General features: G+C 59.9%; 20 protein-coding genes and 3 pseudogenes. 12 read left to right on the forward strand and 11 right to left on the reverse strand.

Annotation, left to right across the window (positions count from 1 at the left end; translation table 11 throughout):
* Positions 1–480: 480 nt before the first annotated feature.
* The 4 genes from OKW45_RS38415 to OKW45_RS38430 all read right to left on the reverse strand — a co-directional run bounded on the left by OKW45_RS38415 (position 481) and on the right by OKW45_RS38430 (position 3,715).
* A complete protein-coding gene (locus OKW45_RS38415) occupies positions 481–1,263 on the reverse strand; it encodes a hypothetical protein (protein ID WP_429473886.1) in 783 nt (260 codons plus the stop codon).
* Between the two features lie 392 nt (positions 1,264–1,655).
* Complete coding sequence (gene arsN2, locus OKW45_RS38420) at positions 1,656–2,105, reverse strand: arsenic resistance N-acetyltransferase ArsN2 (RefSeq protein ID WP_429473887.1); 450 nt, start codon at positions 2,103–2,105, stop codon at positions 1,656–1,658.
* A gap of 139 nt (positions 2,106–2,244) precedes the next feature.
* Positions 2,245–2,421 carry a hypothetical protein gene (locus tag OKW45_RS38425; RefSeq protein WP_429473888.1) on the reverse strand — a complete coding sequence of 59 codons (177 nt, stop codon included), beginning with the start codon at positions 2,419–2,421 and terminating at the stop codon, positions 2,245–2,247.
* 10 nt (positions 2,422–2,431) lie between these two features.
* The gene (locus OKW45_RS38430) at positions 2,432–3,715 is read right to left on the reverse strand and encodes an O-antigen ligase family protein (RefSeq protein ID WP_018423838.1); all 1,284 of its coding nucleotides are present in this window, start codon (positions 3,713–3,715) and stop codon (positions 2,432–2,434) included.
* Between the two features lie 291 nt (positions 3,716–4,006).
* On the opposite strand from OKW45_RS38430, the gene OKW45_RS38435 reads away from it, so the two are divergent.
* From OKW45_RS38435 to OKW45_RS38445, 3 genes are all read left to right on the forward strand, one after another.
* Positions 4,007–6,046 carry an acyltransferase family protein gene (locus OKW45_RS38435; protein WP_429473889.1) on the forward strand — a complete coding sequence of 680 codons (2,040 nt, stop codon included), beginning with the start codon at positions 4,007–4,009 and terminating at the stop codon, positions 6,044–6,046.
* Between the two features lie 190 nt (positions 6,047–6,236).
* Entirely contained in the window at positions 6,237–7,088 is an 852-nt protein-coding gene (locus OKW45_RS38440; RefSeq protein WP_084754371.1) for a glycosyltransferase family 2 protein, read from the forward strand.
* 1,049 nt (positions 7,089–8,137) lie between these two features.
* Positions 8,138–8,608, forward strand: a complete 471-nt coding sequence (locus OKW45_RS38445) for a YbhB/YbcL family Raf kinase inhibitor-like protein (protein WP_018422176.1) — start codon at positions 8,138–8,140, stop codon at positions 8,606–8,608.
* 189 nt (positions 8,609–8,797) lie between these two features.
* Here OKW45_RS38445 and OKW45_RS38450 read toward each other — a convergent pair whose 3' ends face one another.
* The gene (locus OKW45_RS38450) at positions 8,798–9,346 is read right to left on the reverse strand and encodes a hypothetical protein (RefSeq protein ID WP_429473890.1); all 549 of its coding nucleotides are present in this window, start codon (positions 9,344–9,346) and stop codon (positions 8,798–8,800) included.
* Positions 9,347–9,408: 62 nt separating this feature from the next.
* Here OKW45_RS38450 and OKW45_RS38455 point away from each other — a divergent pair.
* The 7 genes and pseudogenes from OKW45_RS38455 to OKW45_RS38485 all read left to right on the forward strand — a co-directional run.
* A pseudogene (locus OKW45_RS38455) lies at positions 9,409–9,654 on the forward strand (hypothetical protein); the annotation flags it as partial.
* Positions 9,655–9,759: 105 nt separating this feature from the next.
* Positions 9,760–10,299, forward strand: a pseudogene (locus tag OKW45_RS38460) (class I SAM-dependent methyltransferase); the annotation flags it as partial.
* A gap of 451 nt (positions 10,300–10,750) precedes the next feature.
* Positions 10,751–11,647, forward strand: a complete 897-nt coding sequence (locus OKW45_RS38465) for a LysR substrate-binding domain-containing protein (protein WP_429473891.1) — start codon at positions 10,751–10,753, stop codon at positions 11,645–11,647.
* Positions 11,648–11,832: 185 nt separating this feature from the next.
* A complete protein-coding gene (locus tag OKW45_RS38470) occupies positions 11,833–12,582 on the forward strand; it encodes an SDR family NAD(P)-dependent oxidoreductase (RefSeq protein WP_018422172.1) in 750 nt (249 codons plus the stop codon).
* Between the two features lie 78 nt (positions 12,583–12,660).
* Positions 12,661–13,989 (forward strand): MFS transporter, encoded by a 1,329-nt coding sequence (locus tag OKW45_RS38475; protein ID WP_018422171.1) that lies wholly within the window; start codon positions 12,661–12,663, stop codon positions 13,987–13,989.
* Between the two features lie 44 nt (positions 13,990–14,033).
* On the forward strand, positions 14,034–14,876 hold the full coding sequence (locus OKW45_RS38480) for a transketolase (protein ID WP_018422170.1): 843 nt from the start codon (positions 14,034–14,036) through the stop codon (positions 14,874–14,876).
* Positions 14,873–15,871 (forward strand): transketolase family protein, encoded by a 999-nt coding sequence (locus tag OKW45_RS38485; RefSeq protein ID WP_429473892.1) that lies wholly within the window; start codon positions 14,873–14,875, stop codon positions 15,869–15,871. The genes OKW45_RS38480 and OKW45_RS38485 overlap by 4 nt, the downstream gene beginning before the upstream one ends.
* Positions 15,872–16,143: 272 nt before the next feature.
* On the opposite strand, the gene OKW45_RS38490 is transcribed toward OKW45_RS38485, so the two are convergent.
* The 6 genes from OKW45_RS38490 to OKW45_RS38515 all read right to left on the reverse strand — a co-directional run bounded on the left by OKW45_RS38490 (position 16,144) and on the right by OKW45_RS38515 (position 21,554).
* Positions 16,144–16,347 (reverse strand): hypothetical protein, encoded by a 204-nt coding sequence (locus tag OKW45_RS38490; protein ID WP_018422168.1) that lies wholly within the window; start codon positions 16,345–16,347, stop codon positions 16,144–16,146.
* A gap of 217 nt (positions 16,348–16,564) precedes the next feature.
* Positions 16,565–16,822, reverse strand: coding sequence for a hypothetical protein (locus tag OKW45_RS38495; protein ID WP_429473893.1), 258 nt, complete (start codon positions 16,820–16,822; stop codon positions 16,565–16,567).
* A gap of 118 nt (positions 16,823–16,940) precedes the next feature.
* Positions 16,941–17,876, reverse strand: a complete 936-nt coding sequence (locus OKW45_RS38500; protein ID WP_429473894.1) for a PQQ-dependent sugar dehydrogenase — start codon at positions 17,874–17,876, stop codon at positions 16,941–16,943.
* Positions 17,869–18,330: a DUF2231 domain-containing protein gene (locus OKW45_RS38505; protein WP_429473895.1), complete on the reverse strand. Its 462-nt coding sequence runs from the start codon at positions 18,328–18,330 to the stop codon at positions 17,869–17,871. The genes OKW45_RS38500 and OKW45_RS38505 overlap by 8 nt, the downstream gene beginning before the upstream one ends.
* 814 nt (positions 18,331–19,144) lie before the next feature.
* Positions 19,145–20,470 carry an MFS transporter gene (locus tag OKW45_RS38510; protein WP_018422164.1) on the reverse strand — a complete coding sequence of 442 codons (1,326 nt, stop codon included), beginning with the start codon at positions 20,468–20,470 and terminating at the stop codon, positions 19,145–19,147.
* A gap of 124 nt (positions 20,471–20,594) precedes the next feature.
* A complete protein-coding gene (locus OKW45_RS38515; RefSeq protein WP_018422163.1) occupies positions 20,595–21,554 on the reverse strand; it encodes an MBL fold metallo-hydrolase in 960 nt (319 codons plus the stop codon).
* Between the two features lie 204 nt (positions 21,555–21,758).
* Here OKW45_RS38515 and OKW45_RS38520 point away from each other — a divergent pair.
* Positions 21,759–22,506: pseudogene (locus tag OKW45_RS38520) on the forward strand (IclR family transcriptional regulator); the annotation flags it as partial.
* 61 nt (positions 22,507–22,567) lie between these two features.
* Positions 22,568–23,422, forward strand: coding sequence for an IclR family transcriptional regulator (locus tag OKW45_RS38525; protein WP_429473896.1), 855 nt, complete (start codon positions 22,568–22,570; stop codon positions 23,420–23,422).

Here is a 23,422-nt window from a genome sequence, read left to right on the forward strand (position 1 = left end):
CGCTTCGGGTGGAAGGGCAGTTGTGGGTCGACTTGCGACGATCATCCGCTGCGGGCCGGCAAGCGGTTCTCAATTCAGCTATCGGTCCGGGTTCTGCCACAAGCGGTCGCTCATCGATGCGGTCATCTTGCCATTCGAACGTCGCTAGCGACATCGGGAACAGCCTTTGAGATCGACCGGCATGTGCACCGGGGAATCAGATGTTTGTCCGAGCCTTCGGTGAAAGCGTCCGATAGTCATTCTTTGAGCATGGCGGCCCCGGCTCCGAGACTGTTCGCGCCTTGGCGCGGCAGGCACACGGTTAACACGGCTTAAGTTGGATCCGAATCGCGTCGATAGCGCCGTGATGTGCCTGCCCTGCTGCAACGAAATTCAGCGCACAACAGAGCGATGATGCGCGCGACACGTTGAGACGGTTGCCGGCGAAATGGCACAATAAATTACTGGCGCCTAAGCGCGCGGAGCAGGCAAGCGGGGCGCTCAGTAATGAATTGTCAGCGGCTCGGGATAGTGTTGCGTGAGCGAATAGGAGCTTTCGGGAGACCAGGCTTCCAACGTCTCCTGACCGGGCGAGCATCGGCCGCTTATCAAGAAAGACATAAACGTCGTCTGGACTGAGTAAGTGTCGCCCGCAATATATACGGTCGCATCGACTCCTTGTCTGACGATTTGGGATGGCCGTACTTGCGAGGTCGCGGCAGCGGTCGGAGTGATCAGCGGGCTGCCACTGCAGTCTAATGTCGGATATGCAGAGAAGTCGCCCGCCCATTGAAATTGCGACGCCGAATGCTGACTACCGTTATTGATGCTTACCCGTTGAATCGGAGCAAAAATCACCGCGCCGTTCACGAGAAGAACAGTGCCAAGCGGCTCATAGCTAATCAGCGGCCCCACCACCTTGCCTTGGCTGTCAAAGACCTTCAGGGTGGGTTGCCCACCCCGTTCGCCGCTTTCCCTACCGCCTGACCCGCTTCCGTCGAAGCCGTAAGACAAAGTCGCCATACTTAGGGCGAGGAGAGCAGCCACCAGCACTTTGCGCACTTGAACCTCTATTGTCAGTGATGCGGCTAGGGTCGGGACTGAGCCGTTGCGGACCATCACGAACTGAAACATACTCCGTCTAAAGAATAGCTGCTGGCCTCGCGCAGGCATGCCGATGTCTCCGCGTTTCGCGCCATTTTGCTGTACGGTCGTGGACCACATGTCGCGGGCCCGCATTCCTGACGCTTCCTGCAGGTCAACGTGGGCCACGACAAACGGCATCCGCCGTGAGCCTGGGCGAGCTCGAACGGTTGCATTCGAACGGCTCGGAGGACCGCTAGCTGCTGCTAGTGATCGCCCGCCCGGCGGCGGGACAAGCCAGCGATTGCCTCCATCCACGGAGCTGGCCGGCGAGCAAACGAGGCGTGCTTCTGTTTTCGCCCAGCATCCGCTCTCCGATGTGACCAATCAAATGGCCGATGGACCTCGGAAACTGCCGTCTAGGTTGTGCAGGCTCTACGTCCGCTGCGGGTCGGCTCATGCCTTTTGCATAGCTCGCACGCCCGAGACGATCGTCGCGCTCGTTCGTCGGGCGCTGGTCGGCCAACAAGCGCCGTTGACAAGCTGCAGCCCAACCGCACAAATCAGTCCGGGAGCGGCCGCTCGACGACGGGCTAGGAGTGTATTGAGCGAAGCCGCTTTCTCATGCAGGTGGCCGTCGATGGACACAAAACGGCGAACTGCCTGCATTGTTGCACTTCACTTGGCACGTCGTTCCGGGTTACCCGCTCGTAACCGGCGCGTTCAAAAAAATGCTCTGCGGTCGTTGTCAGTAACCAGACATCCAGTTGGCCGTACGAGCGCACCTTGTCTTCGAGTCGCTGGACCAGTTCCCGTGCGATGCGCGTTCCGCGCACCTGCGACGCGACAGCGAGCGATCTCAACAGCACGCTGGACCCGAGCTGTTCAAGTCCGATGCTGCCAATGACAGATCCGCTCGCATCTTGTGCGACCAGAAATCCTTCGATGAGCGCCTTCGAAACGTCTTCCACCAGTAAGCCATTGGCAAGTAGAAGATTTTGGATTTCGCTCAGGTCAGCATCGTTGGCCGTTCTTATCTCCATAGCCGCATCCTCACTCGCCCTAGATTTTATGGTTATTGACCGGTTCGGCTTCAAGGGTTCTGAACGTTTCCCGTCCGGTATTTTAAGTCTTGTCTAAATGCTTCGCGCAGCATAGGGAGTTGCATCGACGGCGACCGTCTCACATCGATCTGAAACCGGACGGACGAAAAATCGCCTGAGTGACGGGAACGGGTCGGCTCATGCCTTTTGCATAGCTCGCACGCCCGAGACGATCGTCGCGCTCGTTCGTCGGGCGCTGGTCGGCCAAAAACGGGCGCTCGACAGCCGCCGCTAAATCGTCGTCAATTTGCGACACTGCAATTTCCTTAAAACCGTCTCCGTCCCAATAGCGCTCCGTCGCACGAGTCCATCGTTAGCTCGCGCTTCCTCGCGTCGATTACGGCTAGAAATGTGGCACTAAGCAATGCAATAAGCACCGCGACCATAGTCGGTACCAGTACGTCGATGGTGAGGCCAAATATGATGGTGCTGAACGAGACGGCCAGGCCAGAATAGGCTGCTGCCCGAATGGTGGGGTCGGCCGCGCGGCGGCTGCGCCAGAAATAAACTGACAGGCCGAAGTAAAAAAGCACAAGAGACAGGACGCCGATCAATCCCTGTTCAGCGAGCGTCGAGAAAAAGTCACTATGGGCGCGCTCGTTGACGATTCCGGCGTTTGCTACGCCCCGTTGTGCCAACTCGCCAAGTGCATCCTCCAAATGTCCCTTGCCCACTCCGTACACCGGGTGCTCCATGAACAATCGGTATGATGCCAGCCACAATTGAATACGTATCCCGACGGACGTGTGGTCTTTACCTTGATGCATCAGTACATAGTCGGTCGCGATATCCTTGATGCGATGCGCGACGCGCTCGTTTGACCAAAGCGCACCGGCGACCATCACGATCATGATGGCCGATACGAGCAGCCTCTTTCCGTTTGCGAACCATTGATATTGAGCACCGAGCAGCACGACGAAGACTGGGATGGCAAGCCATCCGCCACGGGTTCCGGAAAGGTACGACGCAAAGCCACCGCACAGAAACGCCAACAGCTTGACTATCAGCATGCGCCAGTTGCTCGGCCCATCCCAGCCGAGCGTAAACATCGACAGAAACGCGAGCAGCAGGGCCGTATCTCCGAACGGGATGGCATTCGTGTAGTAGTTGTCGAGCCGGCTGTCGTCGGTCCACCCGCCCTGCGAGCGCATGATCAACGCCCAGCCTCCGACGGCGATGGCGCCCGCCGCACAACCCCAGCCGATCGCACGCAAATTCCGCGAGGGCAATTGACGCAACAGCAGGAACACTGGCAGCGCTAGCGCGAAGCGCGAAATCGAATCGAATTCCCGCGGCATCCAATACCCAAGCAGCGGCTGCTGGACGATGACCGCTATAAGGACGGTCATCATCCCGACGGTGTACCAACGGTATCGATGCAAAGGCGAGAAGAAACCGTTGGCTCGGCGGGAGCGTACCGTGATGCAAAGCGCTAGCGCCAAAAGCACGAAGAAGCAGTATCCGCTACCACCACGCCACACGAGGTTGAGAGCAGGTGCAAAAAACAGAAGTGCGGAGACAAACCAAAGCAAACTGGGGGGAAAGACCATCGGGCGAGCATTCCTTGCTAATCGGCTACTGTTAGGCGCGGTATTGGTCGCGGAGCTCAGCGCTTGTTCGAAATAGTGTGCGGCGGGCGATTATAACCATGCCTGCTTCGTAGCGTCAGTTGAGTTCCCGTTGTGGGATAATGCGCCGCATAATGCTCAAGATACATCTGATGATTTCGCGATGGCGAGATGATCAGCCTCAAAATACTCAATGATTAAGCAAAAAATGCGCCGCTCAGGTGAGAGTCTTTTGGATTCAAACTTGAGTCAGCGTATCGGGGCCTCGAGATTGTGGAATTCAGAGAAGATATAAATGGCCTGCGAGCCATCGCTGTACTGTCAGTTGTCCTTTACCATTTCGGCGTGCCTGCATTTGGTGGCGGATTCATAGGGGTCGATGTATTTTTCGTTATCTCCGGCTACCTGTTAACCGGTATCGCGCGTCGGGATCTCGAAGTCGGTCGCTATTCAGTTATCAGATTTCTCTCGAACCGACTGCGCCGAATATTTCCAGCCCTATGTGCGGTTTTGGCAGCCTGCGTCCTCTGGGCGACGTATTCCTATCTGCCGGGGGACTATAAGCGGATCGTCCGCGATGCCACGTCGGCACTTGTGATCCGCTCAAATTATGCATTTGTCGACAATGCCGGCTATTTCGCACCGGACGCCAGACAGAACATCCTGCTGCATACATGGTCGCTGTCAGTCGAGTCCCAGTTTTATCTCGTCTTCGCACTGCTTTGCGGTGTCTTTTGGCCGAGATCGGGGCAGTTCGCGCGGAAGGTTGGATTCGCACTTTTCTCTGCTTTGGGTGTGGCGTCGCTGGGTTGGTGTTTTGTGCACACGCCTGGTAACCAGCCGGCCTCGTTCTACCTGCTCTGGAGTCGTGCGTGGGAATTCATGGCGGGCTCGATGGTGTCCATTTACGGGGCTCGAAACCTTCGCATCGCTCACGCGAACACGCTTGCCAGCATCGGAGCAATATCGCTGACGGCCAGTATTGTTGGCCTCGATTCCGCGATGCCCTACCCAGGGTGGCGGGCCTTGTTTCCCGTGATGGGGACGATGCTGATCATCTATGCAAAGCGAGGCTATATCGCGCAGATTCTGTCCACCACTCCATTCCAGTTCGTCGGCCGTATTTCGTATTCCGTGTACCTATGGCATTGGCCGTTGCTGGTAGCATTTCGCGAACGCACAGGTGTCGACCCGTCCCGGCTCCAGATCATTCTGCTCCTCGTCGCATCTCTTGCTGTTGGCTGGATGTCGTTTCAATTCGTAGAGCAGCCTACCCGTCGACGGGCGCGGAATTCGCACCTTGCGGGCGCGTTGGTGACAGCAATCGCTGCAGGCTTCATTTTCTCAGGCGTTCTCTCGTGGAACCAGGGTTGGCCGCAAAGGTTGCCTGCGTATCTTCAGCAAGCCGTTGCCGGCCGGGAAGAGCCGAACCCGCTCGCGGCCGAGTGCATGCGCCAAGCCGATGGAACAAAGCGATCGCCTGGCGACTTTTGCCGGCTTGGCGACCCGGGCGATACACGGCCGCCCGTAGTAATGCTTTGGGGTGACTCCTTTGCCAGCGGGTTGCAGCCCACCGTCTCGTCGATCGTGAGCGATTTGGGCGTTCCTGGAATTCTGGCCTCAGAGGGAGGATGCCCACCCTTCATAGGAGCGGCCTTCAAGGGATCTGGTGCAGAAATATTCCCAGGATGCGAGAATTATGCGAACTTCACGTTCAAATACTTCGAGCGTACGCCGTCCATTTCTCTCGTGGTCGTCGCCGGCGACTGGAAGCGCTACAACGCTGACTACGAAGGGCGTGTGCTCAAGAAGATCGCTGAGATTCTGGCAGCGCGGGGCGGGCGCATGGTCATCCTCGGCGCAGTCCCGGACCCTCAAGGAGATGTTCCACATCTATGGGCCCATGCACAGTTTCAAGCGGGGCACGCAATCGATGAACTGACCGTTCCGCGTGCTTCGCAAACCGAACTGCTCGATAAGGTCGAGCAGATTGTCGGTCCCGCATTGAAGGTCGGAAATGGGACCGTAGTCGAGCCGTTTAAATCGCTTTGTTCGGATGACTTCTGCTACAGCGTGAAGGGAAACCGCGCACTCTTTATGGACACTGACCATTTGAACACGGCCGGCCTGGCGTATGTGAAGCCCTTGATGAAAACCGCAATCACGCATGCGCGCAATGAAATAGAGGCGGAGGCCGATAGGCAGCAATCCGGAAATTCTGCGTCAGTCGCCTTCGTGAAGCATAATCAGCCAGGCAAACTTCGCGACCGCGGTGGTTCGCCTCTAGATCTTTCGATACCGGATCAAAACTAAGCGTTGGATCCCTGCCGCTCGTGACGCGCGTCTTGGAGTTGAACGGTTGAAGAACCGCCTTGGGGCTCAGCTGGCGTCGATGCGCAGTCGGTCAGCCACGACTCATCGCAGTAGTTCGTCGATACCAGCCAGTTCACAGTTCAGGGCACTGCAGAGGCCAAACGCGGCAACACGAACATTACATTGAGTCATGACAAGAATATCTATCGTTGTTCCATGCTTTAACCAGCAGGAACTCATCGCGGAAACACTCGAATCAGTGTTGCATCAGTCGTTTACCGATTGGGAATGTATCGTTGTAAACGATGGTTCGACGGACGACTCAGAGGCCGTCATTCAGCGATACGCAAAAAAGGATCATCGGTTCCTGTCGTTCACTAGGAAAAACGCAGGCGTTGCGGCGGCGCGAAATTTCGGTTTCGCCGAGGCAAGTGGCGATCTCTTTGTGCCGCTTGATGGCGACGACAAGATTCATCCTGATTTCCTGCGGCGGGCCTTGAAGTGTTTCACTGAACAACCCGACACCGATCTCGTTCACTGCAAGACGCAGCGCATCGGAGAATCCAGAAAAATCTGGCGCTTGCCTGAGTACAGCTATGAAAAACTTCTTTGGCAAAACATGATCGTCAATACGACCATGTACAGGCGCGACGCTTTTTTTCGTGTTGGCGGATATTCACCCGAAATGATTCACGGGTTCGAGGACTGGGAATTCTACGTGCGACTTCTCAGCCCCGCATCCAAGGTGCGGTTTATTGATGCGCCGATGTATCTTTACCGCGTGAAGAAAAGTTCACGGTCAACCGAACTGGTGTCGCTGGGAAAGGTTGAGGAATCGCAGCGCCTGATCTACATGCGTAACCGGGAAGTGTATGGACCGTTCATGGAAAACCCCATCAGCGCTTTCGGCGCACGCATGAAAGAATTTGCCCCATTTTTTTCTGCACGGTACAGGCGAACACTCCGGTACGTGCATGCGGGCTATGCAAGTGTGATCGCAGCGCTGCTGATCAACATTGCATGGCTGCTATCAAGGCACTAACACATGCTGATTCGTGATCGGGTTTGACCGGGCAGTGCGGGACAGTCAATATTGAACCGGAAGCCGGATTACTGTGGCACGTCACGTAGCGGGTGCCGATCGGTGCGCGCACACTTCTCCGCGTCCTCACGACGACGCTCTTACGGCAGCGCTCGCGCTATTGTCTTGGCATCTGGTCGAGCGCCCAGCACTATGCCTGAAACGATATCTGAAGCGTGTGCATAGATTCTCCACCCGGGGCAAATCTGTCAGCTGAGATGTTGGAGCCCGGTTTCCGAGAAGGATGAAAATTCGGCCTGATCCGGGTGTCAGGCGCCGATATTGTGGCTAAAACCGCATGGTCGGCGGATCTCGACAGTCCGCTAACGAGAAAGCTGAATGCCTCTTCGGGGTCGCGTGCTGCCGCTCGTGGCACGCACGGGTCGATCGCACGACGATCGGCCAGGTACGGCCATCTCCAGCCGTTCGCCTGATACCGTGCGCTTTGCTCGGAAACCCAAGAGGAATCAGTTGCGCACACGGAATCGCGTTGTTCATCCTGTTCGGCACGCAACCGGCCACGACCGATGACACCGGAAGTCCGACGTAGTCGTGCGGGAAATTCCCCGAGATATACTTCCCGCATGGAACTCGACCCCCGCGACCTCGATAAAATCAGTGCCGTCACGTTGCAGCACTACGACGCGCACGCGGAAGATTTCCGCAACGGTGCGTACGAAGCGACGGCGCACGGTTGAGCAACATAGTGGCCGTTCGTTGACGCAGCCGTTCGGGCTGTAACCCGTCTTCTCGAGTTGAGCCAGTCCGGCCGCCAATGACTACAATCTAGACATGGTCGCATTCCCTAAGGAGAGGCTGCCATGACTCAGTCAATGATCAGTGTTTGGGTTGGCATTGTGGTTATCGCTGTTGTTGCATCGGCCCTGTCGAGGCGCTACAGGCGCGACCACCCCGAAGAGAGCGTGAGCCATTGGCTCGACACGCATCATATGAGTTGGATGCATCGCAAGCACTAGCTGGCGACGCGGGCTGACGCCGAGGAGCGCACCATGGCCTTCACCCTCACCTCGCAGGCTTTCCAGGAAGGAAGCGAAATCCCCCAGCGCTACACCTGCACGGGCGCGGACCTCTCACCCCCGCTCTCGTGGTCCGGGGTACCCGCCAATGCGAAAAGTCTCGTGCTAATCGTCGACGACCCCGACGCGCCCGACCCGGCCGCGCCACAGATGACATGGGTCCACTGGGTGCTTTACAACATCCCGGCGACGGCTCCGGGCGTTCAGGAGGGCGTCACTGCGGGCGCGCTTCCGGCAGGCACACTCGAAGGCACCAACGACTTCCATCGCACCACGTATGGCGGCCCATGCCCGCCCGCTGGCCGTCATCGGTATTTCCATAAGCTGTATGCGCTCGACACCGTGCTGCCCGATCTTCACAAGCCCACAAAGGCGGCGTTGGAAAAGGCAATGGAAGGCCATGTCGTGGCACACACCGAACTGCTCGGCACATTCCAGAAGTAACAGGCGGACCTTGGACGCTACTTGCCCGGGACTGTCGATTCCGCGTCGATGCCTGGCGCAGATGTCATCGATTGGCGCGAGGCGTTTCAAGGCTACAAACTCGGCGAGGCAGCCGACAGGTGAACTTCAATCCCATACAGCGTTTGCGCACGGTTCGCCATCTCCAATGCGTCAGATGCGGCGTTGACATCACCCGCCGGGTTTCCACGGCCACGACGGATAAAGACGTTCGTTGCTTTCGACACTCTCGCGCTGTGCGTCGCCCGCTTCTCCGCCACGCTCCGCTTTGGCGGTCTCGATGTCGGAGGTGTCCGACGTGGGCGAATCGTCGTCGCCCGCTTCACGTGATTGCCCGGTCGTCTCCGAAGCAGCGGGTAGTGCATCGCCGAACCATTCCACCTCGCGCGTCAGTGCCCCGACATACGCGTGCCAGCCTGGGGGGTCGTTCGCGAACAGATTGCTCCGTACGGCAAATGCCAGTTGCCTGTAGTCCACCTGCGCTTCCAGCAACTGTGCGGGCCAGCCGGCAAACGACGCGCTAACGCGCTTCGCGAACTCCGCGACCTCCATATCGGGCGGTACGGCGGCTAGCCATGCATGGGCGGCGAGAGCCGCGTCAGCGTCCAATAGATCGCGCACTGTGTCGCGCGGGTTGTTGGTTGCGAGCGCGGCAGCGATTGCTTGCAACGCGTCGCCGAGATGCAGCAGCAACGCGCGTCGTTCAAAAGCGTCTTTCATCTAACGATATCCGTCGGTAATTCGATTTAGCCATTTTAAAGTGCGTGGGACGTGAGAGCGCAATGGCGTGCGAGCGGAAGCTAAAAACCTTGCCACGGCCAGGAATCGAAAAGACCTGCCGTCGCAACTCGCAAAAACGGCAGAACCGGCGTCATCCTGTCGCCACCGCTCGACGGGATATCGATATCAGAAAGCGTGTGGCGGGTGCGCGAAGAAGCGGCGACCACGCTCGGAATACGCCTGACGAAATTCGCAACGACGTCACGGCGCGCGCGCTCACGCTGCATTGGGCGGCTGGCCGAACGCAGCGCGTCGCCCATAGCCGCCTGCGCGAGGCGTGCCCATGCGCGTTCTGCAAGCGCATTCGCCTCGCGGGCCGCGTGCCCACGGCGGCACCCAGCCTCACGCTCACCAACCACGACGTCACGCAGAACATCGCGGCGCTGCTGCACCATATCGAAGTCGAGCCGCCTCTTACGATCCTGGATTTCGGCTGCGGGCCGGGGCGAGATCTCTAGGCCTTCACTACACTCGGCCATTGCGCGGTCGGCCTCGATGGCGCCGAGCGCTTCGTTGCAATGGCGCGTGACGCGACTGGCTGCGACGTCTGGCAGCAGGATTTCCTGCATCTCGATTTGCCGGCCGCGCACTTTGACGGCATTTTCGCCAACGCCGCGCTGTTCCATGTCCCGAGTCAGGCGTTGCCGCGCGTGTTGCGGCAATTGCACGCGACGCTGAAGCCCGGCGGCGTACTGTTCAGCTCCAACCCGCGCGGCACGAATCAGGAAGGCTGGAGCCACGGCCGCTACGGCGTCTTCCATGATCTCGAAACATGGCGCCGATATATGGCGGACGCAGGCTTCGTCGAAATTGAGCACTATTACCGGCCCGCCGGCTTGCCGCGTGAGCGGCAGCCGTGGCTAGCCAGCGTGTGGCGCAAGCCGGTTGCCTGAAACGCCAAGGAGCTGTTCCACGGTATGCCCGCGTTGGGCGTGGCAGATGCTTGCGTTCAAGCCGCTTTGATGCAGCGCAAAGCAGCCGATTTGCCACAGTGTCCATCGCGCAGAGAAACGGCCAGTCGCGGATCTCAGACAATCGGCAGAAGCGGGGACGCCTGTCGTCGGCCGCGACAGGCAGAGGGCGGCCACAAGCCGCCAGACGGTCAGAGGGTCTGAGCGTCGGCTGTCGGTCCGGAACCCGCCACGTCTCGACTGCCGGATGCGTTCGGTCGCCTGGCTCGGCCCTGGTATTCGCACAACGTCTCGCGCCTCTGTGAACCGATTGCCTATCGGCGGAACCCCGCCTTGCCTTTAGCTCCCGCATACGCGACATTTCTGCAATTGCCAGTAGCGAAGCAGTAGACCTTGACCCCAAGACGGTTCGCAAGCTCTGCATCCAGGAACAATGCGCATCCCACCACTAAAATCCATCATCGCGTTCGAGAGTGTCGCCCGCACAAAGAGCGTGAATCGGGCGGCTGATGAATTAGGGTTAACGCCATCGGCGGTCAGCCATCAGATTGCCAACCTCGAATCCATGGTCGGAAGGGCCCTGTTCACGAGACTGGGGCGGGGACTCGTGCTGACGCCGACGGGTCAGCAATATCTGGCCGATGTCACCGGATCGCTCGCCGATCTGAGCCGCGCAACGGAGCGCGCATCAAGTAAGTCGGGAGTGGAGATCCTTCGCATTCATTCGAGTCCCAGCTTCGGACTGATGTGGCTGCTGCCGCGCCTCGCTTCATTCCAGGAAGCGAACGGCGACATTCAGTTGAATCTGGCGTGCTCATATGAGGATGTTTCATTCACGTCCGGCTACTACGATGTCGACGTACGACACGGCTATGCACATTGGACCGACGGCGAGGTGAAAACGCTTCGCAATGAATTCATCGCGCCTCTTGCATCGGAGGAATACCTGAGAAAATTTCCGGTGCGCACGCCCGAGGACCTGCTCGAGCGCCGCCTGATCTTCTCGGAGACTCCGCTCGTGCAGTGGAAGCAATGGTTCGGAAAGTTCGGCGTCGCGGTGTCCCGCAAGGCATACGATTTCGCATTCGACCGTTCATACATGTCGCTCGAAGCCGCGGCGCTGGGACACGGCATCGCGCTCGAGAGCACGATGCTCGCATCGGTCCATCTCAAACGAGGTTCGCTGGTAACGGTCTTCGATCGCACGTATGCGGTCGAGGTCAGCGCCCATCACCTCGTTTATCCTTCCCGGAACGCGGACCTGCCGCGTGTCGCCAGGTTCCTCGCCTGGGCCGAGCACGAAGTCAGCCGGGACTCAACGGCGCGCTAGCCCATGCCGGTCGGGCCCTCGCGCCGAGGGTTCGATCCTAGGCGCTGACCTCCTTCCCACCAGCAACTCATCGCCGCCGCGACACCTGAAAATTCGTCAGCAATAGTTGAGCCGGACTGCATTGATCGAGATGGTTGAAGCGCTGAAACTGCGTCTACCAACTAACACGATCCATGGAGACAAATATGTTGCTCGACAGCAAAGTCGTAATCGTAACCGGTGCAGCCTCGCCGCGTGGCATCGGCAAGGCGACTGCAAAAGCGCTGGCCGCCCAGGGCGCACGCGTGGTGATTCTGGACCTCCGCAAGGAAGACGCCGAGAGCGCTGCGCGTGACCTCGGCGAAGGGCACCTTGGCCTCGCCTGCGATGTGACCGACAAGGCCGCATGCGTTGCTGCCGCCAGGGCGATCGTCGAGAAGTACGGCCGCGTTGATGGATTAATTAATAACGCAGGTATCACCCAACCTTTGAAGACGATGGACATCGGACCGGACAACTTCGATGCGATCATCGACGTAAACCTGCGTGGGACGCTCTACATGTCGCAAGCGGTCATTCCGCAAATGAGAGAGCAGAAAAGCGGCAGCATTGTCTGTATGTCATCCGTTTCCGCGCAACGCGGCGGCGGCATCTTCGGAGGTCCCCACTACAGCGCCGCCAAAGCAGGTGTGCTCGGTCTCGCTCGCGCGATGGCGCGTGAACTCGGCCCGGACAACGTTCGCGTCAATTCGATTACCCCCGGTCTCATACAGACCGACATCACGGGCGACAAGCTCACGACGGAGATGCGCGCCGACGTCATTAAGGGCATTCCGCTCGGCCGGCTTGGCGATGCGGCGGACGTAGCGAACGCCTGCCTGTTCCTCGCGAGCGACCTGTCGACCTACCTCACGGGCATCACGCTTGACGTCAACGGCGGCATGTTGATTCACTAAGAAAGACATTCGCCGCGATCGCGGCGGATGAGTCAACGCACCCGGGGAAAAGCCGGGGCGATATGGCAGGAGACAAGCATGAAAACGAAGTCCACTGCGCCGTCAATGACGGGCGATGTCACGTCGTTCGCCGATCCGGCGAGCTTCGAATCAAAAACGTATGCGAAAGTCGGACGGCGCCTGATACCGTTCCTGATGCTGTGCTATCTGGGCGCCTATCTCGATCGTGTCAACGTGGGCTTCGCGAAACTGCAGATGCTCAATGACCTGCGATTCAGCGAAACCGTGTATGGCTTCGGCGCTGGCATTTTCTTCCTCGGTTATTTCCTCTTCGAGGTACCGAGCAATCTCATGCTGCACAAAGTGGGCGCACGAAACTGGCTCGCCCGCATCATGCTGACGTGGGCTGTGATCTCGGCCTGCTTCGTCTTCGTCAAGTCGCCTACAACCTTTTATGTTCTCCGCTTTCTATTGGGGGTGGCCGAAGCCGGGTTCGCCCCAGGCGTGATCCTGTACCTGACTTACTGGTTTCCTTCCGCTCGGCGCGCAAAGGCGCTCTCCCTCTTCTTCATGGCGATTCCGCTTGCAGGGATTGTAGGTGGGCCTCTGTCCGGTTACATCCTGCATGCGTTCCACGGCGTCAATGGCCTGGCAGGCTGGAAGTGGCTGTTCATCCTCGAAGCACTGCCGTCGTTGTTTCTTGGCTGCGCCATCCTGATGTACCTCGACAACGGGATCGCTGCCGCTAAATGGCTCAATGATGCGGAGAAGGCGCTTCTCGCACGCAACGTGGCGAACGACAACGCCCACAAGGTCGCCCATGTCTCGATCAGGTCTTTCATCGGCGACCGTCGCCTGTGGTTGATGGCTACCATCTACTTCTGCGTGGTGCTCGGGCAGTACGGCCTGACGTTCTGGCTTCCGACGATCATCCGCAAGTCGGGCGTCGCTGACCCGCTGTGGGTAGGCATCTTCACGGCCATTCCGTACCTCTGCGCGATCATTGCACTGCCGCTGGTGGGCGCAAGTGCCGACCGCCATCGCGAACGGCGTCTGCATCTTGCAATCCCGATGCTGGTGTCGGCGGCAGGCTTTGCCACGCTTCCGATGCTGGGCGGTGTAGGTGCGTCGCTGGTCTGTGTCAGTGTGGCCGCCGCCGGCATCCTCGCTTCATCGTCGCAGTTCTGGTCACTGCCGACCGCGCTCCTTGGCGGCATGTCCGCTGCAGCGGGGATCGCCGCGGTGAACTGTTTCGCCAATCTCGCAGGCTTCTTCTCGCCGGCCATCGTCGGCTGGTTGAACGACCTGACCGGTAAATCGACAGCTGGGCTCATTTTTATCTCGGTCGCTATCGTCATCGGTGCCGGGCTTGTTTTCCTCGTGCCAGCCAAAACCGTCAATCGCTGACACCGTCTGCTGCAAAGGCTTACTTTTTAATTCAAGGAGACACCATGAACAGTCTGTCATCAGACGCGGTGACGCTCGCTGAGCGCGCCTACCGAATTCGTAGAAACGCCTTGTTGATGGGCGAAGTACAGGGCCAAGGCTATATCGGCCAGGCACTCGACATCGCCGATGTACTTGCGGTTTCCTACTTCGGCGCGATGCGCTACCGGGTCACCGATCCCGAATGGGAAGGCCGCGACCGCTTTCTGCTGTCCAATGGACACTATGCGATTGCACTCTATGCCGCACTGTTCGAAGCTGGCTTCCTGCCGCCCGAAGAACTCGAAACGTACGGCAGCGACGACAGCCGGTTGCCGATGTCTGGCATGGCGAGCTACACGCCGGGCATGGAGATGTCCGGCGGCTCGCTCGGCCACGGTCTCACGATCGCAGTGGGTCGCTGTTTGGGACTGAAGCGTAAGGGCTCGGACGCCTTCGTCTACACGCTGTTCTCCGACGGCGAACTCGATGAAGGCGCCATCTGGGAAGGCCTCATGTCTGCCGCCCACTGGAAGCTGGATAACCTGATCGCCATGGTCGACGTCAACAACCAGCAAGCCGACGGTCCTTCCTCGAAGATCATGGCGTTCGAGCCGCTCGTCGAGAAGCTCGAAGCATTTGGCTGGTTCACCCAGCGCGTGGATGGCAATGACATTGACGCAGTGAAAACGGCCTTCGATGCTGCGCGCAATCATCCGAAGGAGCAGCCGCGGATTATCGTGTGCGATACCCGCATGGGCTGCGGCGTGCCGTTTCTCGAAGAACGGGAAAAAAACCATTTCATCCGCGTCGATGCCCATGAGTGGCAACTGGCGCTTGCAGCACTCGAAGCGGGGAGACAAGCATGAGCGATACCACCACTAAGCCGCGCCTGAAGACCTCGGCGATGATCGCCTCGATTGCCGGCGAAGGGCAGGTCACGCGTTCCGCTCCGTTCGGCCATGCGTTGGCTCAATTGGCTCGCGAGAAGAAGAACGTAGTCGGTATGACCGCCGACCTCGGCAAGTACACCGACCTGCACATCTTCGGGAGGGAGTTCCCCGAACGCTACTACCAGATGGGCATGGCCGAGCAGTTGCTGATGGGGGCGGCCGCCGGTATGGCGCATGAAGGTGCCCAGCCGTTCGTGACGACCTATGCGGTGTTCGCGACGCGCCGTGCGTACGACTTCATGCACCAGGCTATCGCCGAGGACAACCTCGACGTGAAGATCATCTGCGCCCTGCCAGGTCTCACGACCGGCTACGGCCCGAGCCACCAGGCGGCCGAGGATCTTGCACTCATGCGCGCGATGCCGAACATGACGGTCATCGATCCGTGCGATGCGCTCGATACCGAGCAGATGGTCCCCGCCATCGCCGCGCATAACGGCCCGGTGTATGCGCGTCTCCTGCGTGGCAATGTTCCGGCCGTGCTCGATGAATACGACTATCAGTTCGAGCTGGGCAAGGCGAAGCTACTTCGCGACGGCGCCGAGGTGCTGATCGTCTCGTCGGGCATCATGACCATGCGCTCGCTGGAGGTGGCAAAGCTGCTGGCAGCAGACAAGGTGGGCGTTGGCGTGTTGCACGTGCCAACGATCAAGCCGCTCGACACCGAGACGATCTTGCGCGAGGCCCGACGGACGGACCGGATGGTTGTGGTTGCCGAGAATCATTCCGTGATCGGCGGCCTTGGCGAAGCGGTCGCAACCACGCTGCTCACCGCTGGCGTCACGCCGATGTACCGTCAAATCGCCCTGCCGGATGAATTTCTTGGTGCGGGCGCGCTGCCAACCTTGCACGATCGCTATGGCATCTCGACCAACGTCATGGCAGATACCATCAAGGGCTGGCTTGGATGAGCCCACGGTGTCATCCAGACTCTGCAGCACGGCGGACATCGCTCCGCTGCGCGTGAAATGGGTCGTCCGCTAGCTTGAGCGGGAACGGTGCGTCAGTTCCGTCGACGCACCGCTACCGAAACAAGCAGAACGCCGACATTTGTTAAGCAAAGCCTGCACGACTGAACAAGAGGTTTGACCGGCCGCTTGCTGCCTGTCTTCGACCCCTCAGAATGAGCGAGTGACTGACAGCAACGGGTCGACTTGCGGCGGTGGTCGTCGGCCCGGGGCTACTAGCACGACGCGGTTGTCTTGGCGTCGATGTAGGCGAGCTTCACCCATGCGAACGCTTGCGGGCCGATCAGTTCCTCGGAGCAGCCTGTGTAGGCGCAGAAGTGCTCAAAGTCATCCATCGCGGTATGGCCGCGCTCATGCGGTTCGAGCGGTACGGCTTCCAGCAGGTTTTCTAGCAGCTGGACGGGTTTCTGATAACACACGGCGGCCTCCGATCTCGTTGACCATACGGCCGAGCATGAACGATTCCCGCGCACGCCGTAAACATCAGGCGCATGAGGCACAAGTCGGCCAACTTGAGGCGTTCGATTCCGTCGCGCGAAAGGCCGCTCCTGATGAGGTCGCCGCTAGAAACCGCAGCCTCCGCTGCCCGCGTCAACCGCTCCTGCGGACCGGTTGACGCGCCATTCGCTATCGGTGCTAGAGCACCAGGCAGTCGTCTATCAGCCTCTGTGCAGCGCTGTATCCCGCCGTAAACGCCTCGGCCTCCGTCGCGAACGGCCGTTGGCCATCTGCCATCAAGCTGATCGGCTTAAACGCGTCGCCGATCGCGTCGGCGATTCGGATGCGCACGACAGATACGAAACCACGAGGCCGTAGCAACCAGACGTCTTCATTGCCACTTGGCTCCAGACCCACGGTCACTTCGAAGCCTTTGTAGGCGTAAATTCTGTTCATAGACGGCCTAACTTCTGGAACGGCTAACAAACACGCCATCGGATAGCGCACTGACTAGCAGTGTACGCTTTCAGAATTCGCTGAAAGCCTTGGCTGGCGCGGCTTTGCGTCGATCCGGTCAAATTGCATATCGCGTGCTTTTGGACCAGCCGTAGAAGGCATTCTCCTTCACCGACGTCAGATAGTCGGGCACCAGATCGGGGCCGATCTCGTCGCGCTCGTTTGCGATGGCCCAGAGTCGGCCCGTCGCCGGTTCCCATTGCAGGCCGGTCGGATTGCGAATGCCCGCCGCGTAAATGCGGCTTGCGCCCGTCGCCGTATCGACTTCGAGTATGTCCGCGCGCCGGTACTCGACTTCGAGGCCGTTCTCGCCGACATTGCTGTTGGAGCCGACGCCCACATACAGCTTCTTGCCGTCACGACTGGCGAGCAGGGCTTTGGTCCAGTGATGGTTGACCGTATCGGGGAGATCGGCGAGCTCGACGCCGCGCTCGCTGATGGTGGTTTCGCCCGTCTTGTATGGAAACTTCAGGATCGCATCGGTATCGGCGACATAGAGTGTGTCGCCGACGAGCTGCATGCCGAACGGGGAGTGCAGATGGTCGATGAACACATACCGCTCCCATTCGCCACTGCCATTGGCGGGCTTTCTGAGCAGCGTAATGCGATTCGCGCCGTCGGCCTTCTTCCCCGATCTGGCTTCGATCAGCCCGGCGATGACCTGCTTCGGCGTGGTGACGGCCTCCTCGTTCGGGCTATTGGCTTCCGCGACGAGAACGTCACCATTGGGAAGCGTATAGATCTGGCGAGGGTGCACGAGTCCCGAGGCGATCTTCTCGATCTTCAGGCCGTCGGCCACCTTGGGCGTCGCGCCATTTTTCCATCCCACGTATTTCGGCACCTGCATCGGCGGTGCGAAGAAGTTGCGTGCCCGCGGTATCGACGGATTCGCTCCGGCCTGCTGCGAGGGGTCGTACTCTGCCCGTACGTGGCAGCCGCTCATCAGCACGGAGATGGTGATTACGAACGCGCTGCCGGCGATCAGCTTAGCCATGAGTCACCTCGGGGAGATCGAGTCTGCTCATTGCCATCGCGACGTGGGCGATGCTCAGCAGCACGACGGTGATGACCGACAGAATCACGTTGTCCGGGACCATCGCATAAGCGTCGCGGCTGTGCACGAATGCATTGACGATCGCCGCGATGATGGCGAGCAGATTGAGCCAGAAGTCGATTCTTTCGATACGCGTGACGCGGCGACGTCGCTGCAACCAGACGTGACCGAAATTGAGCAGGCGCGGAATGATGGCAATGATCAGGCCCACCGTAATGAGCCACGCGGCGCCCTTGCCCCAGAACACGTTACGCGTGCTCATGTAGGTCAGGTCAATGATCAACGCGCCGACGAACATTCCATACGGGATGGGGTTCAACAGGCCGAAGATCGCGGGCGCGAGTTTCGATGGATGTGTGGCGGGATGTCTGATAGCGGACGGCGTGGTGGACATGGCTTTTCCTTTCGATGTAGGAGCCCGGTATCGTCGCGCGCATTAGACGTGCCTGAACGTTTCGCTTTGCTGTCGGTCTTCGTGGCCTGCGTGGTTGCGTTGGGCATGCCCGGTGCTGCGATCACAGATTATCCGTTGGCAGCGTCACGAAGCACAGACGCGAGGAGCAGAGATGAAACGATTGATATTGGCGGTTTTACTGCTTACGCCGTTAATCTCCGGCGTAGCGAGTTGTCAGAAAGCGCATCGGGCCGGCAACGATAGCATGAGGGCGCGTGGTGCAAAGATGGATGTTTCGGCATCGGCGCCGGAGGAGGGCGGGGCTGCGACGGCGCGGCAGTAGCAAAGTATTGGGTTTCAGGGGCTGCGGCTGAAAGCGGGATGTCGGCTATTCAGCGGATGCGAGATGCAGCTCGGTGGCGGCCCGTCGCTAGGCAGTTGTCCGTGACGACGAGAGCAAACGACTCGAGCGTCGCAAGTTTGTGCAGTCGGACCGTGCGGTACTTCGAGTAGTCGGACACGAGCAGATTACCCGAAGCCGCAGCCATAGCAGCCCGCTTCACGTCGACTTTTGGCGCCGAAGGTTACCACGTAATGCCGGGGCAAAGTGGAAAACGGAACATGATGGATCGATGTTTTCAGCTTTGCGAGAGGAGTGCATCTACAATCTTCGCAAAGCGCAAAATCAATTTTTAAAGGATTTGCTTGATATGGCAAATTGGTAGAGCGTGAAATCGCAGCCCCGCTTCGGCGTGGTCATTTAAAGGCAGATTACGCGGGCAAGCGGCGCCACCACGACTCGGCATAGGCGACATCACCGTCGCATCACGCCCCCCTTAACGCCGACCATCAAAGCAATCCCACTAACTACAAGCAGCCCCGCAAGGAGATAAACGGCAAGATCCATACTCCCCGTCGTCGTGCGAATCTGACCGATCACCCACGGACTGACGATCCCGCTCGTAATCCCAATGCTGCTAATAAACGCGATCCCCGATGCAGCCGCTTTCCCGGACAGATAGCTGGTAGGCACCGCCCAGAAGATCGGCAGCGCCGCGAAAATCAACACGGCAGCGAGCGACAGGATAGCCAGCATCGCAGGAAAGCTGCTCAGATGCAGCGTAAGCGCCGCGAGCGCGAGACCTCCGCCCACCGTGCAGAAAGCAAAATGCCTACGCCGTTCCCCAGTTCGATCCGAGCGGCGCGCAATCAGAATCAGGCCCACCGCACCGATCGCATTCGGCACCACGGTATAAAGACTCACCGCCACGACATCCTGAACCCCAAAATCGCGGATCATCAACGGCATCCAGAAATTGAGCGTCAGCGACGCACAGGTCAGCGAAAAATAGATGAACGCGAACAGATAGACGCGCGGATTGAGCAACGCGGCGGCGAAGCTGCCACTGTCATGCCGGTGGTCTTTCGACTGGCCTTGCGCGCACAGCGCGACGAGTCGCTCTTTTTCGTCCTGCGTGAGCCAGCTTGCCTCGTGCGGCTTGTCGACCAGATAGCGCCACGAGAGCAATCCGAGAATCACAGCGGGTGCGCCTTCGATCGCAAACATCCACTGCCATCCGAACAGGTTCAGCACGCCGCTCATGTCGCGCATGATCCAACCGGAGAAAAGTCCGCCGAGCACGCCCGCGACCGCCACGCCCGCGAAAAACACCGAGATCACGGCGGCGCGCCGGCTGGCGGGAAACCAATACGTCAGATACAGCACGATGCCCGGGAAAAAGCCCGCCTCGAAAACGCCCAGCATAAAGCGCAGAACGTAAAAGTGCGCGGGCTTCGACACGAACATCATGCACATCGACGCGATGCCCCACAGCAGCATGATCCGCATGAAGGTTTTACGCGCGCCGTATTTGGCCAACAGGATGTTGCTCGGCACTTCGCACAGCACGTAGCCGACGTAGAACACGGCTGCGCCGAGTCCGTACATCGCGTCGCTGAAGCCGAGATCATGCTTCATCTGCAATTGCGCGAAGCCGATATTGATCCGGTCCAGAAACGACACGACATAGCAAAGAAACAGAAACGGCACGATGCGCCACGCGACCTTCCTGAACATCGAATCGTCGCTCGCGATGGGCGCGGCGTGGCCAATGGCGTTGCCATCGAGGGAATGCTGCATGTCTCGCTCCAGGTGCGGAGCGCGCCTGTGCGAAGACGAGCGCGCCCGAGGCGTCTAGCGCGCCTTCATGGTTTGAACGGGAAAGAGGAAAGACCGGACGGCCTTTCCCGAGTGCGTGGCGCGATCAGTTCTGCAGCGCGTCCCACATTTCCTTGTCGCGCTGCGCGGTCCAGATGCGCGGATGGCTGATGCCGCTTGCTTCGTCGTAGGCTCGCGACACGTCGAACGGCAGGCAATGCTCGTAGATGAATACGTTGCCGAACTTCGGGTCCATGGCCTTGCGCGTGAGCGCCATCGCGCCCTTCAGGTCGAGCTGGTCCCTGAATGCGTCACGGCCCGCCTGCAACAGCGTGGTGACGAAGTCTTTCGTGTAGTCGAGGCCCTTGTTCACTTCCGCCGGCGACAGCAGCGCGGGGCCGCGACCCGGCACCAGCTTCTCCGCGTTCAGCGCGCGCAATGCTTCGAGCGTTGCCGGCCATTGTTCGAGTTGCGCGTCGCCGCAGTAGCAGGCCGCGTCGTACTCGACCAGGTCGCCGGAGAACAATACCTTCTGCGACGGCAGCCAGACGACCGTGTCGCCCTTCGTGTGGCCCGAGCCGAGATGCGCGATGCGCACTTCGAGCTTGCCGAGAAAGAGCGTCACTTCCTTTTCGAACACCAGCGTCGGCCACGTCAGGCCGGGCACCGTTTCGACGCCTGCAAAAAGCCGCGGGAAGCGTTCGATCTCCGATTTCATATCGGCTTCGCCGCGCTCGACGATCATTTCGTAGGTGCCGCGGCTGGCGATCACCTGCTGCGCGCCTTCCTTGAAGTACGCCGACGCACCCAGCACCCGCACCGCGTGATAGTGCGACAGCACGACGTATTTGATCGGCTTGTCGGTGACGCTGCGGATCTTCGCGATTAGGTCTTGCGCCATGGCCGGCGTGGCGGTGGTGTCGACGATCAGCACGCCGTCGTCGCCGATGATCACGCCCGAGTTAGGGTCGCCTTCGGCCGTGTAGGCATACGCGTTTTCCGACAATTGGGTCCACGTGATCTTCTTCTCTTCCAGGTCGGCCTGGGATGCGAAAGCCTTCGCCATATCTGTCTCCTCTCACGACTCGTTGGGGGATGACTAATAGTCGTCGTCACGCTTGTATTTGTCAATGACAAAATACCTTGTCATTCACTAAGCTAGGGTAAACTCCGTTGGTTGGTCGGCACGGTCCGATCGGATACCATCTAGGCCTTCCACGGGCGACACCGGACGGGCCGAATCTCCTTCGGGTCAAGGGCGGACAACACGATGGCTGATACGACAAGCGAAAAGAAACAGCGCGGGATTCAGAGCGTCGAGGTCGGCGGACGTCTGCTGCAGGCGCTGGCGCGACAGCGCGAACCGCTCGGGCTGACCGAACTGGCCGGCGAGGCGCAACTGTCGTCGGCGCAGGCGCATACCTATCTCGTGAGCCTGACGCGCCTCGGCCTCGTCAAGCGCGATGCCCTGACCGGCAACTACGAGCCGGGGCCGCTGTCGTTGCGGCTTGGCCTCTTGCATATCGAACAGCAGCCGGTCTATCGCATCGCGGCTGCCCACGCGGCTTCGCTCGCGGAGCGGATCGGTCTTAGCGTGGCGATCTGCGTGGCGGGCGTGCAGGGCCCGACCATCGTCCGATACGAGCGCAGCGGTGCGCCGCTGCATGTCAATCTGCACATCGGCACGGTGATGTCGCTCGAAGCGACATCGACGGGCCGCGTATTCTGCGCGTTCTGCGCGCCCGAGCAGGTCGCGCGAATGGCACGAAGCCAGGCGCATTCGGCCGACCCGACGCCGGCGCGCGGCCGCGCCGCCAAAGGGCCGACTAGCACGGAGTGGCGCAAACGCTTCGATGAGATCCGCGCGCGCGGCATCGAGCGAGGAATCGATGCGCCGAGTCCGGGCATCAGCAGTTTGAGCGTGCCGGTGTTCGATGGCGATCAACGGATGCAACTCGCGTTGACGGCGATCGGCTCGTCGGGCTCGATCGAAGTCGGGTGGGATGGTGTGGTCGCGCGTCAGATGCTCGAAACTTCCCGACGTATCACCGAAGCGCTGGTCACACCCAGCTGAGAATCATGCAGATCGAAACCCCGGACGCGTCCGACGCGAACACGCCCCAACTCAACGACACGAAAGCTCAACGCGGAATCAGCGCGCTCGACAACACAGGCGAACTCCTGCTGGCACTCGTTGCCGCCGGCCGTCCGCTGTCGTTGCGCGATCTGGCCGCGGCCGCCGATATGCCCGCCGCCAAGGCGTTTCCGCATCTGGTGAGTCTGCTCAAGGTCGGCTTGCTGAGCCGTGACGACGCCGGTCTTTTCAGTGCGGGACCGCTCGGCATGGAGCTCGGCCTGATCGCGTTGCAGCGCATGTCGCCGATTCGCGATGCCGAACCGGAGATCGTCACGCTTGCGGCGGAGTCCGGCATGAGCGTCGCGGTGGCAATTCTTGGACCTTTGGGTCCTACGGTGATCCGCTTCGAAGAATCGGCGAGACCACAACACGTGAGCCTGCGCGTGGGCACCGTGATGTCGCTCGTCAACACGGCGATAGGGCGCGTGTTCGCCGCGCATCTTGCGGACGACGTACTGGTCGGGCTGTTGTCGCAGGAATCGATCAGACTCGCGGGCGCGCCGGTTGCGGAAGTGCTCGTGGCGCCGAAAAAGGGCCCGCCGTCGTTGGCCTCGGCCTATCTGGCACGTCGCGCGAAGGTCGTGAGCGACGGCATCGATGACGCACTCGATGCGCCGGTGCCGGGCATCGGCGCGTTGGCCGCGCCCGTGTTCGATCATACGGGCAGCGTCAGTCTGGTGGTCGCGGTGATCGGTCCGTCGGGCGGCTTTGACTTCAGCACGCACGGCGCGACCGCGCAGAGGCTGCTCGCCACGACACGACGGCTGTCGTGGCGGTTCGGCTGGATCGGGCGCTGA

The sequence above is a fragment of the Paraburkholderia lebeckiae genome, assembly GCF_050436225.1.
In the GTDB taxonomy this organism is placed as follows: domain Bacteria; phylum Pseudomonadota; class Gammaproteobacteria; order Burkholderiales; family Burkholderiaceae; genus Paraburkholderia; species Paraburkholderia tuberum.

Bases quoted from the DNA above. Each gene is read 5' to 3' on its own strand.
- OKW45_RS38415 (WP_429473886.1), bottom strand. From the start codon at position 1,263: ATGCCGTTTGTCGTGGCCCACGTTGACCTGCAGGAAGCGTCAGGAATG.
- arsN2 (WP_429473887.1), bottom strand. From the start codon at position 2,105: ATGGAGATAAGAACGGCCAACGATGCTGACCTGAGCGAAATCCAAAAT.
- OKW45_RS38430 (WP_018423838.1), bottom strand. From the start codon at position 3,715: ATGGTCTTTCCCCCCAGTTTGCTTTGGTTTGTCTCCGCACTTCTGTTT.
- OKW45_RS38440 (WP_084754371.1), top strand. From the start codon at position 6,237: ATGACAAGAATATCTATCGTTGTTCCATGCTTTAACCAGCAGGAACTC.
- OKW45_RS38445 (WP_018422176.1), top strand. From the start codon at position 8,138: ATGGCCTTCACCCTCACCTCGCAGGCTTTCCAGGAAGGAAGCGAAATC.
- OKW45_RS38450 (WP_429473890.1), bottom strand. From the start codon at position 9,346: ATGAAAGACGCTTTTGAACGACGCGCGTTGCTGCTGCATCTCGGCGAC.
- OKW45_RS38465 (WP_429473891.1), top strand. From the start codon at position 10,751: ATGCGCATCCCACCACTAAAATCCATCATCGCGTTCGAGAGTGTCGCC.
- OKW45_RS38470 (WP_018422172.1), top strand. From the start codon at position 11,833: ATGTTGCTCGACAGCAAAGTCGTAATCGTAACCGGTGCAGCCTCGCCG.
- OKW45_RS38475 (WP_018422171.1), top strand. From the start codon at position 12,661: ATGAAAACGAAGTCCACTGCGCCGTCAATGACGGGCGATGTCACGTCG.
- OKW45_RS38480 (WP_018422170.1), top strand. From the start codon at position 14,034: ATGAACAGTCTGTCATCAGACGCGGTGACGCTCGCTGAGCGCGCCTAC.
- OKW45_RS38485 (WP_429473892.1), top strand. From the start codon at position 14,873: ATGAGCGATACCACCACTAAGCCGCGCCTGAAGACCTCGGCGATGATC.
- OKW45_RS38495 (WP_429473893.1), bottom strand. From the start codon at position 16,822: ATGAACAGAATTTACGCCTACAAAGGCTTCGAAGTGACCGTGGGTCTG.
- OKW45_RS38500 (WP_429473894.1), bottom strand. From the start codon at position 17,876: ATGGCTAAGCTGATCGCCGGCAGCGCGTTCGTAATCACCATCTCCGTG.
- OKW45_RS38505 (WP_429473895.1), bottom strand. From the start codon at position 18,330: ATGTCCACCACGCCGTCCGCTATCAGACATCCCGCCACACATCCATCG.
- OKW45_RS38510 (WP_018422164.1), bottom strand. From the start codon at position 20,470: ATGCAGCATTCCCTCGATGGCAACGCCATTGGCCACGCCGCGCCCATC.
- OKW45_RS38515 (WP_018422163.1), bottom strand. From the start codon at position 21,554: ATGGCGAAGGCTTTCGCATCCCAGGCCGACCTGGAAGAGAAGAAGATC.
- OKW45_RS38525 (WP_429473896.1), top strand. From the start codon at position 22,568: ATGCAGATCGAAACCCCGGACGCGTCCGACGCGAACACGCCCCAACTC.